Origin of the sequence: Cohnella terricola, assembly GCF_007786475.1 — a bacterium.
Classification (GTDB): Bacteria; Bacillota; Bacilli; order Paenibacillales; family Paenibacillaceae; genus Cohnella; species Cohnella terricola.
The window spans coordinates 55,050-73,726 of the sequence record NZ_VNJJ01000005.1 but is presented as its reverse complement, the minus strand read 5'-3'; the positions used below and the strand labels follow the sequence as shown (position 1 = coordinate 73,726).

General features: G+C 56.2%; 12 protein-coding genes. 1 reads left to right on the top strand and 11 read right to left on the bottom strand.

What is annotated here, in order from left to right; all coding sequences use genetic code 11:
* Nucleotide 1: 1 nt before the first annotated feature.
* The 4 genes from FPZ45_RS10280 to FPZ45_RS10270 form a co-directional block, all read right to left on the bottom strand.
* Nucleotides 2-439 (bottom strand): hypothetical protein, encoded by a 438-nt coding sequence (locus FPZ45_RS10280; RefSeq protein ID WP_144700946.1) that lies wholly within the window; start codon nucleotides 437-439, stop codon nucleotides 2-4.
* A 142-nt stretch (nucleotides 440-581) separates the two neighbouring features.
* Nucleotides 582-1,004 carry a DUF86 domain-containing protein gene (locus FPZ45_RS10275; RefSeq protein ID WP_144700944.1) on the bottom strand — a complete coding sequence of 141 codons (423 nt, stop codon included), beginning with the start codon at nucleotides 1,002-1,004 and terminating at the stop codon, nucleotides 582-584.
* A gap of 18 nt (nucleotides 1,005-1,022) precedes the next feature.
* On the bottom strand, nucleotides 1,023-1,160 hold the full coding sequence (locus tag FPZ45_RS25305; RefSeq protein WP_186438360.1) for a hypothetical protein: 138 nt from the start codon (nucleotides 1,158-1,160) through the stop codon (nucleotides 1,023-1,025).
* A 1-nt stretch (nucleotide 1,161) separates the two neighbouring features.
* On the bottom strand, nucleotides 1,162-1,449 hold the full coding sequence (locus FPZ45_RS10270) for a Dabb family protein (protein ID WP_144700942.1): 288 nt from the start codon (nucleotides 1,447-1,449) through the stop codon (nucleotides 1,162-1,164).
* A gap of 85 nt (nucleotides 1,450-1,534) precedes the next feature.
* Here FPZ45_RS10270 and FPZ45_RS10265 point away from each other — a divergent pair, with 85 nt between their 5' ends.
* Nucleotides 1,535-1,786, top strand: coding sequence for a hypothetical protein (locus FPZ45_RS10265; protein WP_144700940.1), 252 nt, complete (start codon nucleotides 1,535-1,537; stop codon nucleotides 1,784-1,786).
* Between the two features lie 35 nt (nucleotides 1,787-1,821).
* Here FPZ45_RS10265 and FPZ45_RS10260 read toward each other — a convergent pair whose 3' ends face one another.
* From FPZ45_RS10260 to FPZ45_RS10230, 7 genes are all read right to left on the bottom strand, one after another.
* Nucleotides 1,822-2,196 (bottom strand): cupredoxin domain-containing protein, encoded by a 375-nt coding sequence (locus tag FPZ45_RS10260; RefSeq protein WP_144700938.1) that lies wholly within the window; start codon nucleotides 2,194-2,196, stop codon nucleotides 1,822-1,824.
* A 151-nt stretch (nucleotides 2,197-2,347) separates the two neighbouring features.
* Nucleotides 2,348-3,772: an NAD-dependent malic enzyme gene (locus FPZ45_RS10255; protein ID WP_144700936.1), complete on the bottom strand. Its 1,425-nt coding sequence runs from the start codon at nucleotides 3,770-3,772 to the stop codon at nucleotides 2,348-2,350.
* A 130-nt stretch (nucleotides 3,773-3,902) separates the two neighbouring features.
* Entirely contained in the window at nucleotides 3,903-4,331 is a 429-nt protein-coding gene (locus FPZ45_RS10250; protein ID WP_144700934.1) for a phage holin family protein, read from the bottom strand.
* A gap of 766 nt (nucleotides 4,332-5,097) precedes the next feature.
* On the bottom strand, nucleotides 5,098-11,754 hold the full coding sequence (locus FPZ45_RS10245; protein WP_144700932.1) for an S-layer homology domain-containing protein: 6,657 nt from the start codon (nucleotides 11,752-11,754) through the stop codon (nucleotides 5,098-5,100).
* Between the two features lie 175 nt (nucleotides 11,755-11,929).
* Nucleotides 11,930-14,653, bottom strand: a complete 2,724-nt coding sequence (locus tag FPZ45_RS10240; protein ID WP_144700930.1) for a discoidin domain-containing protein — start codon at nucleotides 14,651-14,653, stop codon at nucleotides 11,930-11,932.
* Nucleotides 14,654-14,672: 19 nt separating this feature from the next.
* Entirely contained in the window at nucleotides 14,673-17,087 is a 2,415-nt protein-coding gene (locus FPZ45_RS10235) for a glycoside hydrolase family 31 protein (RefSeq protein WP_144700928.1), read from the bottom strand.
* Nucleotides 17,088-17,162: 75 nt separating this feature from the next.
* Nucleotides 17,163-18,626: an ABC transporter substrate-binding protein gene (locus FPZ45_RS10230; protein WP_144700926.1), complete on the bottom strand. Its 1,464-nt coding sequence runs from the start codon at nucleotides 18,624-18,626 to the stop codon at nucleotides 17,163-17,165.
* Nucleotides 18,627-18,677 lie beyond the last annotated feature (51 nt).

The following is an 18,677-nucleotide window of genomic DNA, read 5'->3' as shown; positions in this document are numbered from 1 at the left end:
ATCAGCTTCTGCCGGGACGTTGGGTCCAATCGGTCCATAACTTGCGGAAAACCTCGGCCAACTCCGACTTAAAGCCCGCATGATGCTCATGATCTCCATCTTGGTTGCTAAATGGTGAGGCTAGAAATTCACGGTACATCTCCGTAACCTGTGCTGCCGTACGCGCTGTCGCGCGAGCCGAATTTCCGAGCGCTCTCGCCCCCTCCGCGAGCACAACGAAACCCTCAAGGCTCTTCCTGGATACCGCGATCGCATCCTTGGCTTCGTCTGCGAGATTCGCGCATTTTTGCAACGAAACTTCCGCTTCCTCGCTAACGACGGTTACGGCCCGATCTAATCTGCCGATCGATCTTAACAGCGCCGAGATGAAAATTACGATCGCCGTCGCAACGATCACTATCGCCGCCGCAAACGCGTAACCCGCAACTTGCCATGCCATCCGCTTCCCCTCCGTCCGCCGCGTAATCCGGGCGAATGCCCATGCGGTTAATTCATTATAAGAAGTGACGGCCCGTCTTGACACATCGGACAAACACAAAAAAACGGTCCCGCCGCTCAAAAGCGCGGCAGAACCGTATTTTTTAAATCAGCTCTCGCTGCAAATAGGCTTGAACCTGATCCGAGAATCCCATCAACACTCGCGGCAGCTCGGCGGTTAGCGGGTGAAGCTCGTTCCTCTGCCAACTGTCGTAATCTTGAACGAGCGTCTTCCGCAGCAGAACGAGACTGCGCAGCGGACCGGCCACTTCCCCGGTTACGACCCCTTCTTCCGCGATAATATCGATGATATCCTCGTAGCTGCTGGCGTCTCGCATGATGAAACCATCGATCATTGCATGTCCGACATCCGTCGCGATTTCCGCGGCCAGATGCAATGCTCTTTCCTGAGCCAAGCCTTCCATCAGGCTGCCGGACCAGGACACCGTTGCGGCGGATAAAGCTTGGGCAAGCTCTGGCAGGCAGGCGAGACGTTTGCGAATATACTCTACGTTTACGTCGTACATCGGGTGGCTTTCCCCCTGCTATTTCTTTTTGTTGCGACCTCTTCTTTTCAGCCAAACTACCATAATCACGGCGCTAATCAGAATGAGAATCGTGTAAGTCGCCATTTGATACACGTCGCCCATATTGGCCGGATCTTTCTGCGCAAGGATCATCATCTTAACTTTCGTAATCGACGCTGACCGACGCTTCGCGAACCGCGGTCATATGCTCGATCACTTTCTGGTGTACCGGGTGAACCTGATAGGCTTGAAGATCGTTCAGGGAGTCGAATTTCGTGTACAAAGCGATATCATAAGAACGATCCGAGTGAATGACGTCCTTGCCTACTTCGAGAAACCGCAATACGTCGATTTTTCCTTCCATATCGCGAAGCACTTGCGCTGTCGCTTCAACGCTTTCCGGGCTGCGATCTTTGAGCTTGAACAATACGATATGCGTAATCATATTTTCCCAATCCTTTCTTAACATGAGGTGTTAAAGCGCCGAGCATACTACGATTAAAGACCAGTCGAAGGGAGTCCGCCATGTTATGCGTTATCCCCTTACCGGAATTTGCGTTTTGCTCAGCATTGCTCTTTGCCTTTTTAACGTGAGCGGTTACGATCCCCACAATCTGTTTCTGATGATGTTCAGCGTCCCGATGTGGTTCGTCGAGTTGTTCACGGATATGCATAGAGTGAATGTATGGTTTATGTACGTCCTCACCGTGCTCAGTTGGGCACTCATCGGTTACCTGGGAGATTTGGGCATAGCCCGCACCAGATCCGGACGACATGCCTAATCGTGGAAAAGGAGCCCTTGCGGCTCCTTCTTTCGTTACTCGACGATCAGTTTGGACTTCATTCCGGCGTGACCTTGACCGCACATGATGGAACAGTGCAGCTCGTATTCGCCCGGCTTATCGAACGTAAACTCGGTATCGGGATTGTCCTTGGTAAGGTCGATTCCCAAACCTACGAATTCGATGCCGTGGGTGCCGAGGGTATTGGAGAACTTGATTTTATAAGTGGTTCCCGCTTTGACATGGTATTCCGCTTGATCGAATTCAAAGTTCGTGGCTTTGATTTTCAGAAGTTCTTGGCCTTCCGCCAATTTCTCTTCCTTGGGTCTCTCCGGCAGTCCGGTCGCCAGCAAGTATACCCCCATTGCGCACGCGATCGTCACCAATGCGGACATAATCCATTTATGCATCGTCTGCTCCCCTGCTTCCTACAAAATGTCTACCTCATATTTTACCTAATACAAGCGATCGAACTCAAGCATTTGTCACAAAAGTTCCGATAAAACTTATGACAAATTGATGAACATCTTTGTAAAAAGGGGTTTTCGTCCCCGACGACCCTTAATCGAGATTGCGGAAATCGCTCGGAACTTTGCGCGCCACGCCGTCGTTGATCGCTTTCTGAACGACAGCTCTGCGAACGGCCGGCACGACTTTATCGTTAAATACGCTGGGTATGATGTATTCCTCGTTTAACTCTTCCGGCGTTACGATCGATGCGATGGCCTGCGCAGCGGCCAGCTTCATCGCTTCCGTGATCGCCGTAGCACGGGCATCCAGAGCGCCGCGGAATATTCCCGGAAAGGCAAGCACGTTGTTGAGCTGGTTCGGGAAATCGGAACGGCCTGTCGCGTATACGCGCACATATGATCCAGCTTCTTCAGGAGAAATCTCGGGATCGGGATTCGCCATCGCGAACACAATCGGATCGGGATTCATTTTCCGAACGTCCTCGTTCGAGAGCAGCCTCGGCCTTGATAGACCGATAAAGACGTCCGCGCCTTCGATGACCTCGGCCAAACGGCCTTTCTCGTTGTCCGGGTTCGTCACGCGGGCGTATTCGTTCCATACCTCGTTATCGTATCGGATATCGCGATGAATGGCCCCTTCCTTATCCACGCCGACAAGCCGGGTAACGCCGGCCGCGAGCAGCATACGGGTACAGGCGATTCCCGCGGCCCCGATGCCGCATACGACAATCTTAATGTCGCGAATATCTTTGCCGACGATTTTCAACGCGTTGATCAGTCCGGCAAGCAGCACGACGGCCGTTCCGTGCTGGTCGTCGTGGAATACGGGAATATCGAGCGTTTCCTTCAGTCTACGTTCGATCTCGAAGCATCTAGGGGACGAGATATCCTCCAGATTGATTCCCCCGAATGTCGGGGCCAGCGCCTGTACGATGGCGATGATCTCTTCCGTGTTTTTCGTATCTAGGCAGATCGGGAATGCATCCACCCCCGCCAATTCCTTGAATAGCATCGCTTTGCCTTCCATGACCGGCATCGCCGCATGCGGACCGATGTCTCCGAGGCCAAGTACGGCCGTTCCGTCGGATACGACCGCGATTGTATTTCTACGTATGGTCAGGGAATGCGATTTGTTGATGTCATCGCGGATAGCCAGGCAGACGTTGGCAACCCCGGGCGTGTAGACGCGGGACAGGTCGTCGCGATTTTTGATCGGCACCTTGGATCGGATCTGGATTTTCCCGCCGAGATGGAGCAGAAACGTGCGGTCGGAGACGTTCACGAGATGAATGCCCTTCATTTCCCTTACAGCGCTTGCCATTGTCTCGACGATCGAAGGTTCGGCAACGCTCACCGTAAGGTCGCGGATTTCCGTTTTCCTGCCAGGCTGAATGACATCGATCGCTACAATGTCTCCCCCTTGCCGGCCGATTAAAGAAACGAGCTCACCGAAAGTTACGACCTGTTTGTCCATTTCCACCCGAAGTATGACGCTCGTACCGCTTTCCAGTCTCATTGGCTGACCATCCTCTCTAACGTAGAGAAATGACTTCCTCATCATTATTGCCATAGACCGGCCAAAACAAAAAAACCGTATTTCACCGCCTTCCCGGCCGCATGAATTACGGATAGTTGCCGTTTAAAGGTTACGGCTTGCCGCCTTTGGTACCGGTGGTGGCGTCGTCCTCCCCGGCACGGTCTCGCAGCACGAGTACGATTCGTTTGAGCCTGTCCGGTAAGGGAAGGCCCAGTCTTCCGTAGTTTTCGATAATGGACAGCAGTTCGTTGGCGATGTAGAAAAAGACCGCGCTGCCCATGACGACGTCGGCTCCCAGCATAGCATCCAAGCGGTGGGCGATGATCATAATGAGCAGAATCAGCCCTTTCTTGAACAACCCCCAGAAACCGATGTTGCTGTTCAGTCCACTCCCTTCCTTGACTGCCGCCGCGATTCCGGTGAAATAATCGATCGCCATCAGTACTAGTAAAAAAGCCAGCGATTCGTTCCAAATTCCGAAGGAAAAAGTAAACGCCGCTCCGAGCAAGACCACGACGGCTCCGGCGTGGATTTGCATGTATGGTCCCTCCCCTAAAGTTGCCGGTGATAGATCAGAATATGCCGGGGTGGACAAGATTGAAACGGAGTATGGCGGAGTGGGATGAGTCATGCGATAATAGCGGCGGCGATTAGTTGCAGGACGTACAACTAATTCGCAGAAATTCAAGCGTGCGAAGCAATTACTTGCATTTTGTGCAACTAATTTTGGGGTTTGCGGGGAACCAGGGGAGTAGGAGCGCAATTAAGTGTACGTAGTACAACTAGCGATGTGATACTCCATACAATCGACGGATATAAGTGCACAAAATACAACTAAGTCCCGATCGGCGAGCTCGAAGGGATGGTTGCAATTCGGTTTCGCCGGACTGTAGACGCACGCTGCCCCATTTTGCACGATTTAGATAGGTTTCGCCGGACTGCAGACGCACGCAGCCCCATTTTGCACAATCTAGTTAGGTTTCGCCGGACTGCAGACGCACGCAGCCCCATTTTGCACAATCTAGTTAGGTTTCGCCGGACTGTAGACGCACGCAGCCCCATTTTGCACAATCTAGTTAGGTTTCGCCGGACTGTAGACGCACGCAGCCCCATTTTGCACGATTTAGATAGGTTTCGCCGGACTGCAGACGCACGCAGCCCCATTTTGAGGTCAAGCTTCAGCTTGTTCCGACGCCCCACCATTGGCAGGCTGTACTCACCGCCTGGTTAATCGCCATGCATGGCGCACAAAAGACGGCGAGGGAATGTCTTTCCCCTCGCCGTCTCTCACGGTCGACTTGCCATTAAATCAAATCCATCGCCTTCAGCAACCGTTCCAGAAGAACGGCGGCTTCCGCGCGGGTGGCGGAATCCCCCGGCGCGAACAAGCCGGAAGATTTGCCTTCCATAATGCCGGCGCGAAGAACGGCGTCGACCGCCTCCTTCGACCATGATTGCAGCTTATCCTTGTCCCGCAGAGCCGGAAGGTCTTTGGCCGGTCCGGCGGACGGCCTTAACGCCAACGCCCTGGCGACCATGACCGCCATCTGCTCCCGGGTAATCGTAGCGCCGGGACGGAACGTTCCGTCCGAGCTTCCTTCGACGATCCAGTATTGGGCCGCGATCCGTACCGGATCGGCATACCAGGCTCCCGGCTTCACGTCACCAAAGGCCGCCGGAGCTCCGCCGTCGCGGAGACCGAGCGCCCGCACGAGCATTGCGGCGAATTCGGCCCGCGTCACCGGTTTGCGCGGAGCGAACTCCGCCTTGGATACACCGTTCAGAATCGTCTTCGCCGTCAGCGCGGCGATCGCTTCCTCGGCCCAATGGCCCTTCGTATCCGCGAACGATTTCGGGTACGTCGCAACCGCCGCCGCGTATACGCTGTTCCCCGGGCTTAGAATCGTTACCGTCGTTTTCCCGTCCCGAGCGGCGAACTTGGCCGGCACGTAGACGAGCGTTCCCGTCTTCTCGTCGTAGTAGAACGCTGCCGGCACGCCGGCCGGAAGGCCGCGGTCGAGCACGATCGTCCGCTCCACGTACGTTCCTCCGAAGTGCGTGAACTCTTTCACCGTCTTGCCGTCCCGAGAGACGGTCACGGAGAACTCGACAGGCTCCCCGACGAGCGTCAAGCCTTGTTTCTTCGCTTGCTCCTTCACCTTGTCAACCTTCTCGTTGGAAGGCGCACCGATCGCGAACGTCCATACCGCTTCCGCGTCGTCCGCGAGACCCGCGTCGTTCAGCAGACGGCCGATCAGATCGGCCGGGAACGCGTAGGACGCGTTGCCGTTTTTCACGAGCAGGACGAAGTCGGGGTGTTCCGAAGCGATTTTCCGAAGAGCCGCTACCGTCAGCGGCAGCTTGCCGCCGGCTTGGTCCGCTCCCGCGTCGAGCTCGACCGTCTTCTTCCCGCCGGCTACCGCGGCTTTCACGGCTTCCAGCAGCTTCGCGTCGTTCGCCGCGAAGCCACTCGGAACGGGAACGGTCGATCCTCTTCCGCTTCCTCCGGAAGATCCGCTACCCGAAGATGGAACCACTTCAAGCGTGTAGATTCGTTTGTGACCGCCTTCATCTAAGGTAAGAAGAGCATGACCGACCGCGTTGCCGCGAATCGATCCGTTCGCCTGCACGGAAGCGATTCCGACCGGTTCGACGCTCACGGCGGATCTGGAGGTCACTTCCGTGCTGTCCTTCCAGAAGCGCAACGTGCCCGATCCGCCGGAGACGAGCCGAAGAACGTTGTCCGCGCCGCCGTTCAAGGTCGCCCGGTATTTCGGCCCGTTCGGAGCGATTCCCTCACCCGTCTCGGTCAAGGCAAGACCGCCCGGTAACGTGCCGGTCAGTGCGACCTGTTCGCCGCGCACGATCAGGTTATCCAATACCAACTCGCCTTTAGCGTCGCTCGACGCCTCGATGCCGTTCGTCCCGACTCCGTCCAAGACGTTATTCCGCAAAATAACGTTATCTAGCGCGTTAGGGCCTTGAAGGAACAACCCGCCGTGCGAGCTGTCGATTGCCGTGTTGTCGCGCACGATCACGCCGCCGTTCAGATCCTTGGTGTCCGCGAACAGCCAGATCGCGCCCAGATTCAGTCCGAAACCGGTATCGTAGCTTCCCGTCCGAATAAGCGTATTGCGCTCGACGACGGTCGTCCCAGAGAATGGCACCGGGTTAAACCGGGTGGACACCGCGATGCCCGCTCCGTTCACGATCGTGTCCTTGACGATGTTGTCCTGGATCTTGTTGTCCCTGCCGCCGAACACGACGATATTGTCCGCCAGCCAAGGCAACGACACCGTATTGAACCTCGCCGTGTTGTTGATGCTCGCCATCCCTTCCGCCGACCACATCGCGATGCCGTCGTCTCCCGGATATCGAATGTCGGTCTGCTCCAACAAGCTGTCGCTCGTTCCGACGCAGAAGTTGATGCCGTCCGCCATCAAGTTGCGCAGGCGGAGCCCCATCATGTACAGCCCTTCGGTCAATTCCGTTCCGTTCTTCGGCCTCGTAAGCCAGAGACCCGTCTTCGAATGCTCGACCCAGACGCTCTGGATGACCGAGCCTAGGCCGAAAGCGCCTTCGAACGCGTGCGTGCTTGCTTCGTCGTCGCGCACATTCAGATCGCCGTCGACGAGCAAGTCGTACACCTGCACGTTGTCGCCCCGGCCGAAGAACTTCGCTTTCTTAAGCGTCGTATGCCACATACCCGCGCCGCGGATCGTCACGTCGTCCAGCACGATCAGCTCGTCTCCGAAGTCAAATGTCCCGGCCGGAATCCATACGCCCTTGCCTTGCGCCTTCGCTTTCGTTATCGCATCCTTGAGCGCCTTCGAATCGTCGACGCCATCGTTCGCGAACGCGCCGTAATCCTCGATCGACAGGAACCCGGCCGGCCGGGCATACGGACCGTCCACTTGCTCCAAGTCGGCGAGATCAATCACGATATAATCTGCGGCCCCGCCTTCGTTCTTCTGCAACCGGATCGTTGCCCCCGCGGGAACGTCGCCGATCAGCGCATGCATCTCGTCGAAGAACCGGTGGCCGCTGCCTTGGTTCGGATCGTTCGACCACGGATAGCTGCCGTACTCCCAGGCATGCTTGGAGTTCAGCCTCAGTTGCTGGCGAAGCTGTCCGTTCACGTAAAGCGCCAGATCGTCCTCGATTCCCGTCCCGGCCGCGCTATCCGGCATCGAAAATCTCAGGACGATGGAGTTGGCCGCCTCGGCCGTCTTGAACTCCACGTATTGCCCGGCAGCGTTCAAGCGGACTGCTTGCCTGCCCGACGCTTCGGACGCAACGTCCAAGTAGGCGCGGGATGGCCCGAGAATCTCCCCATTCGTCACCGCTTGCTCCGCCTCGTACGTCGTGTACGGCAGCGTCGCTCCGCGGTAGTCTTTGTTGACGCTGCCGCGCACGATCACGTAGTCGATCGCGACGTCGTCGCTCGTCCCCGGAGTCGCCACCTGGAGCGCAAGAGAGTTCATGCCGCGGCGGAGCTCGACTTTCACGACCGCGTCCGTCCATTTGTCCGCCGAAGGCAGCTCCAGCGGCACGGCCGCATAACCGTTCACGATCAGGTTAAGCACGGAGGCTTCGCCCGGATTGCGATACCGGATCGCCGTCTCGTATGTGCCGCCTGCCTGGGCGCGCACCGCGAAGCTGACTTTGCCTTTGTCGTTCACGAAGCTGTACGCGTAACCGGCGCCGGAGTAGCCCGCCGCTTCGGCCGCGTTTCCGATTCGCACGCCTGCTCCGACGAACGCGTCTTCCGCTTCGTACTTGACGTCGGAGATGACCGGATCGAACGTCCACATCGAATCGTTCGCGTTCGGAGAAGTCCCGTACGAAACGCCCAGCGGTTGCGCGATTAGGCTGCCCGACGCTTGCGATGCATTGCGAAGAATACGGTAGCCGAGCCGTTCCTCGACCGTCCATTGCGCGTTCAAGGCACCGTCGCCCGCGTCTCCGATCGTCGCGTACCCTCCAGTCGCACGGTTCTGGAGCAGCTTCCGGCCGTTAAAGTCGCGCAGCAGCCATTGCGCGGACTCGTCCGTTCGATTCGCCGAACCGAACTGCAGCTTGCCGTTCGTCATCGTCAATGTCCGGCTTCCCCCGTTCGCTCCCGCGTGGGAGAGAATCCGGACGTAATTCGTGTCGTCCTGGATCGGGGTCGTCGTATTGACGTTGCGATCCGCGTTCCAAGGCGGCGTCGTGAATGCGTCGGGGGCCGCTTCGAACGTCCATCGAACAGAGCCGAACGAGCTCGGGTACAGCCCTCTCTCCGCGAAGCCCGCGCCTCCCTGTACGTTGATCAGTTCGTCGTCGATGCCCTCCTTCGCGCTGCGAATCGTGTAATTCGCGCCGTCCGGCGTCGCCTGCAGCTTCCAGAGGTAACCCGGATCGGCAGCACCGCCCGGCTGCTTGCTCTCGATCATCCGGCTAGACGTTTCGGCCCGGATTGCGTGCCCCGTTACCCGGTTCACTAGCTTCTCGTAGCCATTCTCCGATACGATCTTCCAGTGGGAATATCCGTTGTCGGCCGCGAGAGCACCGTACATGACGACTCCGCTGCCGTTCTCGTACAAATATTGACCGTTCGCGACGTTTTTGATCCGAATGTCGCCCGTTGGCAACGGAGCTTGGAGATCGACCGCTTCCGCCAGCCATTGCGCGTCGCCGCTATCGGCCGCGTTTTTGCGCACCTTCGCCGCTCCCGACGCGTCGGCGTAGACGAAATGCTCGCCCGTCCAGCCGCTTCGTATGTTCGCGTAGGTAACGTCCGGCGCAGGCTGAACGTACCACTTCACGCTGCCCCAAACCGGATAGATCGTCTTGATCGTTTGGAGCGGCACGTCGGGAGCTTCCTCCGTCTCGTGTCCGCCCGCGGCGAAATGCTCCATCGAGACGTAATTGCCGCTAGCCAGGTTTTTCAACCGATACGTCCCGACGCCGTCCCCGGTGTCCTCCTTAAACCAGACCGAGCTTCGGTCGCTTGCCGGAAGATCGCCGAACATTAATTGCCCCGACTCTCCGCCGGAATAGGCCTCGTACAGGTACTGCCCGCTTTGTTTGTTTTTAAAGCGGAAATTCGTCGGTTCGGGATCCTTCACGAGCACGAACCGCCAGCGCGGACTGCTCCACCCTGGATTAATGACGGCATATTCCGCGAACTTATTGAGATTTTGGAGATTGATGTATTTGTTTTGCCCGCCGCCGTCCGTCCGGTCCGACAAGCTCTGGATCAGCTTGACCCCGTTTCCGACGTCCTGGATGATCCATCTGGCTTCGAGCCCGGTCGCGTCTCCTCCGCTTACGCCGATCCGGCCGGCGGGAGCCGAGCCCAAGTTAACGTAATGCCCCGTCGCCCGGTTTTTGATCCTTTTGCGTCCCTCGTAACGTTCGATGACCCATTGGGCACGCTCGTCGTTCAATAAAGCGTTGCCGTACTTGAGCTGCCCGTTCGCGTCCTCGTACAGCACGAACGGCTGCCAGACGTTCTCGATCCGGACGTAGATCTGCTCGCCGTCCGACGCGAACGCCGGATCCTCGAACAGCCATTGCGCCGGCTTCGAATCCGGATCGACGATTCCGGCCTGGGCAATGCCCGGAGATGTCGTCATATGCAAATAATGATTCGAATAAACCGCGTTCTGAACGGAGACGTAATCGTCGTAATCCTCGGAAGGCCGAATCGTCCATCGGTCCGTTCCGTCACCCGCTCCTTCGTCCAGCGCCAGCACCGGCCCTCCTGCTATCCCGACGTCGGCTATATAGCGACCCGTCGCGAGGTTACGAAGCCGTTTACCGCCGTCGTATTCTTCCGGAAACCATAGATAGGAGGAAGCGATCGCCTTGTTCCCCTTGTCCAGGGCGCCTACCAGGACGGATCCGTTTTGTTCATGCAAGTAATCGACGCCGAAGTCTCCCGAGGTGAAGTTGTGGATCCTTCGAGGAGCCGCGTCCGTTGCCGCCTCTATTCCCCACAGCGAGCTTCCCCATGTCGGTTGTGCCCAACTGTTCGACCTCGCGTTGACATCGTCCGGAAATTGCGTATTCAGTACGTAAGTTAGCGGAGGAGACTCTTGCGCCGCCTCGACGTTCTGGAAATAAACGACCTTCGTCACCGAGGCATCCGGCGCGGACATCGTCCAAGAGCTCTTAGCCGGAGTTCCCGGAACGTAGGGCAGAGCCTTGATCTGTTCCCAATCTACCCCTTGCGTGATGACGTGTCCCGTCGCCCGGTTGCGCATGCGAACGGTCTTCGTACCGTCTCCCGGATTGGACAGCTCGTCCAAGTACCAGTGAGAGTAAGGATCGGTGGCCGGCACTTCGCCGTATTTCACGAAGCCATCTTGATCCTCGTACAAATATTGACCGACCTTGAACTGGTTGACCAGCCGAACCGGAACCGCGTCCTCCGCCGGCTCTACGGCCCATTGCGGGCTCTCGAACGTAACGTTAATGTCGTTGCTGTACTGCGCGTAACCGCGCTGATCCTCTTCGTGAATGACGTAATTCGAAGATGGATCGCGCGCGTTTTTGATGACGTAAAAGCCCGACCGGTTGGACGCTTCGATCAGCCACTGATCGTCCGGCGTGCTAACCGTCACCTCCGTTGCCCTTAGCGGATCGCTCCGCTGCATGCTGGGAGTAACCGCGATGTAATGTCCCGTAGCCCGGTTTTTCAGTCTGATCGCGGAACCTGCCGTTTCGAGCTTCCAGTGCGACGAGCGATCGTCCGCTCTCGTTGCCCCGTACCGGACGATACCGTCCGAACTTTCGTACAAATAATTGTTTTGCCATCTGTTCTTCAAGCGGACGTACTCCGAGCCGCCTGCGAACGACGTGCCCCCGCCCGATGACTCCCCTCCTCCTTGCGGTGTGTCCGCGTAGACCGGGAAAGCCGATACGATCAACATCAAAGCCAGGATGAGCATAAACGAGATCTTTAACCGCTTCATGAACGATCCTCCCTATGAAATGTAAACGCCTTCTGCCTCTTTATCATAGATTGGAAATCGCTTCCTAACGATGTGTATTTTTATAGGAAATAGGAGGGATTTTACGTCCTCGCGATGTGCAAAAAAGCCGCCGCGACAAGGCGCGACGGCTTTCCGTCCATTCGGTCAAAATTCGTCAATATACTTCGAACTCCGAAATTTGGGCAGCAGGCCAACCGGTGTTATCCGTGATGGTCAGCCGGATGAATCGGGCTTTCGCGTCTCCGAGCGAAATCTCGACCACGTTCTCCTGCTTCGGATCGAAAGTGTACGCCTTCGGCGCCAGCAACGACGTGAATGACTCCCCGTCCGCGCTTACGAGCACCTCGATCGTCTGATCGCGTGCCTCCCACGCATCTTGCGGCGGAAGCCGCAAAATCAGCTTGGAGATCGGCTTCTCCTCGCCGAGATCGAGCGTCAGCGACTGCGGGAACTGCTTCGCCGTGCTTTCCCAATACGTATAAGGATCGCCGTCGACTGTGAGCTCCGGAGGGAACGCATCCGCCGTCTTCGAGGTCGCGAACGCTTTCGCGCCCAGCGCGATGTTCGTCATCGCCTTGATCTTCTCGAACGTCGCGGTCGCCTTGCTGGCTTCCTTGGAAGACGACAGCTCCACATAAGCAATTTTGGTTCCCTTAATCACGCCTACGTAATCGAACTCGGCGTAGCCGGGCTCTTCCTTCACCATAAGATCGGCGATCTTCGCCCCGTTCGCCTGGTAAGCGGCCGCGACTGCGTGCGGCCAGTCCTTGCCAGCGGCGATACGAAGCGTCGTATCCGCGCCGATCGGCTGATAGACCCGGACCGTGTCCTTCCCGCGAATCTCGATCAGGTGGTGCTCTCCCTGATCGAGATCTAGACCGTTCAGGCGCGAATAACTCCCCGCTCTCCTGCTGCCATCGGCAGCTGACACCTCGTAACCGCCTGGTGGCAGCGTAGCCTCATTCAACACGAAAGCAACGTCTTTGCTCCAGTTCGCCGTCACCGCGTATGTGCCAAAGTCCGTCCGAGTTACGTTCGAAGCGATGTCCTCGAATTTCTTCACGAGCGAATCGCCGTACTGGGACAATATATTTTTCTGCATGATCGCCGTCATGTCGATCCACGGATTGGCAACGCCATTAAAGAAATCCGCGCTCAGGTTGTATCCCATCGCCAGATTCCAGCGCAGCATGTCGGGATCGTCCGTCATCGTCTCGGCGGCCAGATCGTGCTGGTACTGCATCACCTTGTCTCGCAGCAGCATGCCGGACATCGGGTAATAGTCCGCGTAAGTCGCCGTATTCTTGCGATAGCCGAGCTGGTCCCACAGGTAGTTGGAGCCCATGAATCCGACCGCGCCGTCCGCGAGTACATCCGTTCCATCCTCCATATACAACTTGTGACTAATCCACCCGACATAATTGCGGACGCCCTTGAAATAGGCGTTGGAAGGGTCGGTCCCGTCCGGAATCGTCGCGTTATACTCGTACGGAGAATTGCGAATGCCCCACTGATCCTCGAAAATGCCGTCAAACCCGCCGTCCAACAGCTTCTGATGCTCTTCCGCTATTCTCTGCAAGAAGAACGGATGGCCCGTATTGACGACATAACCGCTATGTTTGCCGTAATCCTCTTTAGTAATCTGCTTATTATCCTTGAGGACGATCAAATCCTCCATCGTCGTTCCTTCCGGCAGTTTCGCCAAAGTCGGCGACTTGTCTCCCCACCAGCTCATGTTCGTATAGGGAACGACAAGGTTGCCCTTGCTCTTCGCCGCCTGAATGAAAGCTTGAAACGCCTTCTGCCCGCCCCACTGCGGATCCGGCGGCATGAAATCCGGATAGTTCTCGTCATGTCCGCCTTTTTGAAACCCGACGAGATGAATAACGCCGTTATAGTTCATTTTATCCACGATATTCGTCGTCAGGTTGCTCCAACTGCCGTCCTTGATCGCGGAAATATCCGTTTTGTAAAAAGGAAGCTCGAAGTACGCCGTTTTCTTATCGCCGAGCTTGTCGTTCAACGAGCGGTATTCGTCGATCTTGTTCAACTCGCGATAGCTCGCGATCGTTGCCTCATAATCTCCTGTCTCCAGCACGACTGTTGGACTGCTCCACGTTTTTTTCGGCTCGATCCAGGTTTTGTAGTTATGAACGATGCCCGTCTTCCCTTTGTCGTCCACCTGGTTCTTGAATCCGAGCTCCGTCGTCGCCGTGACCGCACCATTCAGGTCGAATACGGCCAATTCGCCGCCGCTCGTGCGCAAACCTAAATAGGAAGCGAACATAACGCCGGGGTACTGGTCTTGAAACGAATTGCTCTCCTTGAAAAAGGCGTCTCTCAGCTTAACGCCCGGCAGCATCGGCAGCAGCGCGTCTTTGACGCCGTTCGATTCGACCTTCAACTCGTAAGGAAACCGGAACGACTTGATCGGCCGATCCGCCTGGTTGTCGATCTTCGCTTGCAGATAGATCCGGTTGTCTTCCGCGAACTGAGCCGTGACGTCGACCTTGATTTGTCCGTCGTAATGAAGCGTCAACTCCCCCTTGCGAGAGCTCCAATCATAGGAGAACGCCTGCGCCTTCTGGCCATTCTCGAACGAATCGTCCTCGAGGAAAGCCCACCAAAGCGCCGACTCGCGGTTACCCAGCGTCAGATCCTGTCCGGAAGCCTTGTTCTTGAGGTAAGCAATCGCCCCATTGTCGGAGCGGAACGCCATCTCGAGATTCGCGCGGCTGACGACGAGCAAGCCGTCCTTGCTCTTAAAGCTCGCCTTGGCGCCGAGCGGAGAATTCAGAAAAAAATAGGCCACGGCGGCCAGCAGCACGAGTACCGCTCCGGCCGTGATCCATATCGTCCTCGCATGACGAACTCGCATAACACTTCCCGCCCTCCGATCATCGAATGGTCAATTCAAAGGAATTCGCCGCTCTGACAGTCACTTGCAATTGTCGATTCGCACTGTCATACGTCCATGCGCCGATTTCCGCATCGCCGGATATTTCGATTCCGGCCGGCTCTCCGGCAGCTTGATTAAACACAAGAGACAACTCGCGTCCGCCGGACAATCCATCATGTGAGCATTCGCAAGTGAACCGCACTTGCCCGTTCGTTTCCGTTAGGCGGAATTCCCGCAACCGGTATTTCCCCGCCTCGAAATCGTACGAGCGGCCGTCATCCTCGAACAGCGTGAATCGGCTTTCGGACGTCCCGTCCGCTCCCGCGTACGCTTGCACACGAATGGGCTCGTCGCTCGCTTCCCCGGTCCATTGCCGCAGCGGAGCTTCGGGAATTACCGCTCCGGCTTTGACGTACAGGGGCATTCTCTCCAGCGGAGCGTCGGCCAATATCGAGCGTCCCCCTTCGTGACGTTCTCCCGTCCAATAGTCGTACCAGATGCCTTCTGGCAAATAGACTGCTCTCGAACGAACGCCTGGGCGATAGATGGGGGCTGCGAGGAGGAACGAACCGAGCAGGAATTGATCGCAGATGTTATACGCACCCCGATCCTCCGGATATTCCATGATGAGCGACCGCACGATCGGCACGCCCGTCTGGTGAGCCTCGTAGAACAACGAATACAGATAAGGCAGCAGTCGATAACGCAAACCGATGTACTCCCGGCAGATCGATTCGACTTGTTCGCCGAACAACCAGGGCTCCTGACGGCGCGTATCAATCGCGCTGTGGTTGCGGAAGAACGGAATCAAAGCGCCCAACTGCGTCCATCTGGCGACCAATTCTCCTGAAGAATGATGGGAGAAACCACCGACATCGGGTCCAGCGAAAGCGATGCCCGACATGCCTAGATTCAGCACCATCGGAATGCTCATCGCCATATGCTCCCAGAAGCTCCGGTTATCGCCCGTCCATACGGTCGCATAACGCTGAATGCCGGCATATCCCGCTCGGGTCAACACGAAAGGACGTTCTCCGCCCATCCCCCGTTTCATGCCTTCGAAGGTCGCTTTGGACATCAGGAACCCATACAGATTGTGCCATTCTTCGTGTGTCTTCGGATCTCCGCCGTTGCCGTGCAAGACATCAAGATCCATCGTCTTCGACTCATTAAAGACGGAAGGCTCGTTCATGTCGTTCCAGATCCCGTTAATGCCGTGCTCGATATAGAAACGATGCAGATCGCCCCACCAGCGGGAAACTTCCTCCTCCGTGAAGTCGGGGAACGCGCTTAGACCCGGCCACACTTTGCCGATGAAGATGTCGCCTTCCAGCTTGCGGCAGAAATAGCCATTCCGAACGCCTTCCGCATAAACCGGATATTTCGGGTCTTTCTTCACGCCGGGATCGACGATCGGAACGACTTCGAACCCCATCTCCTTCAGCTCTGCCATCATTTCTTTCGGTCTAGGAAAGCGTTTGGAATCCCAAGTAAACACCCTGTATTCGTCCATATAGTGAATATCCAGATAAAGGACATCACACGGTATTTGTTTCCGCCGGAACGTTCTGGCGATCTCCAGCACTTCCTCTTGGCTCATGTAACTGTACCGGGATTGCTGATATCCGATCGACCATGCGGGCGGCATATAGCTTCTGCCAGTCAAATCCGTCAGCCTGCGAACGACGTCCTTAATGCCTGGCCCGCCCAGCACGTACAAATCCAACTCTCCTGTATGCGTGCTTATCGTGTACCGATCCTCATGCGATCGCATGTCGAATACGGTTCTGCCTGGATTATCAAGTAGCAGGCCGTATGTCGGCTTGCCGTATTCGAAACGCATTAAAAACGGTATCGACTGGTACAATGCGTCCGTATCCTGCACGTGCGGATCGAATACGTCGCTGTTCCACATTTCGTACCGTTCTCCGTTTTTGTCCAAGAAACCCGTTTTCTCTCCCAGACCGTAAAAATGGGTCTCGTTCGTCTTGGCGGCCGCGAACGTCACATTCGTCGGCGTATCCCATGCGGTCTCCAGCTCTTCAAGCAGGAGCCTGCCCTCCGCATCAAATACGCGCAACGAGAAACGCTGTGGATTCACGACGGCATGCAGCGCCCCCGACGTCAGAACGATATGCTCGTCCCTCTCTTCGACTTCGATCTTGCCATTCCCCGCCGCCTGCATGATCGCGGGCGTCGTTCTCATGTCCGGATTATCACCGAAAAACAGCTTCATGCGCAGCGTATGCTCGTCGACGTAACGGAACGCGACGCTGGCCCGCTCGCCCCGCAAGACGACCGTTCCTTCCCCTTGCTCCACTTGCAGAATGGCTCCGATCGAGCCGTATAGAGTTGTTTCTTTCTCATTGCCATCATCCGGTCTATCCGGTAAAATCGCTTCACTTGTTAGCATGTCAATCTCCTCCAGGTATGTATGAGGGTTGCCCCTTGCAAACTTTCGTTTGCCGAAGGCAACCCTCATATTGTGCTATTCTACTTTGATCTGATCGAAGAATTTCGATTGTACGGTTTTGGCCGCTTCGTCGAGTTGCGCTTTCAGGTTGACGCTTTTCTTGGAGAATACTTCTTGAATGACGTTCGTCATTGCTGCGTAGTAATCTTGCGTATTGAACTGCGCTTCCGGTTTGCCGTCAAGAAGCCCCATCAGTTCGTCGCTGTATTGGTACACGTTGTCGTATTTGTTGTATACGGCTTTTACTTTCTCGCCATATTCGGAATCTTGCTTGAAGTATTGGATGATTGGCGGTACGAAATATTTGTTGTCTTTCTTCCGGTCTTGAATGTTCGCTTCGATCGACTCCAAGCCTTTATCGGAGAAATAATCGAACACTGCGTATTGGAATGCCGCATACTGTTCATCTTTCGACGCGTTCGGGTTGACGACAAGGAAGTCGCCGCCGAGAACGCCCGTGTGCTTGCCGCCGGAAGTCGCCGCAGGCATCGGATAAACGAGCAGGTTTTCCGGTTTAATGCCGCCTTGGTTCAAGCCTTGATCAAGCGGGCCGTCCGGTCCGGCAATGACCATCGCCGTTCTGCCTTGCGCGAATGCGCCGACCGCGTCGCCCCATCCGAGCGCCCAGTCCGCCGGAATGACATTGGATTCTTTCAGCTTGCTGTAGAATTCAAGTGCTTTTAAGCCCGCATCGGAGTTGAACTTCGCGACGACCTTGCCGCCTTCGATCGCTTGGATCTCGCCACCTGCTTCGAACAGGAAGTTCGTCCAGTTCCAGCCGGCTTCGTTGCCTTTGCCCATCGGCGCGATCCCGGCAATACCCTTGCTTGGATCGGCTACCGCTTTCGCCGTGTTCAGCACGTCGTCCCAAGTCCAATTGAGAGGAGGAACGGTCGCGCCTTTGTCCTCGATCATCTTTTTGTTGACGACTGTTCCCACGACATAACCTTGTTGCGGGATACCATAGATTTTGCCGTCGATGTTAAATTGGTCGAGCAAAATCGGGTTCAATTGGTCTTTCTTATCGTAAGAGTTGTACAGATCGGTAATATCCGCTGCCCAGCCCTTCTCCGCGAGGAATTTGCCTTCCGTCGCATACGTGTTAAAGAGCGTCGGCGCTTCGTTCGCGCCCATCTTGATACCGATCTCATTCGGATTGTATTGCCAGTCGCTTTTCACGACTTCAACGTTCGGGAACACTTGGTTAAAGCGCTTGATTTTGTCGTCTTCCAAAGCTCTTTTTTCTATCTGGTCCGGCGTCGGATAATAAATGCTGATCGTAGCCTTGAGCTGCGTAGGATCGACCGCCGAGCTGTCGCCGGTGTCGGAGGCCGGCGCCGAAGCAGATTCGGACGGCGAGTTCGAAGCCGAGGAAGGCGGCTGAGACGATGAACCGTTACTATTGTTCTTGCCGCCACACGCGGCGAGAACCAAGCTGAATACAAGCAGACAAGCAATTGCCGTTGTTAACTTGCGCATGGTATTTATCCCCTTTTCGTAAATAGTGTTTTGCTTACACGCTCATCATAA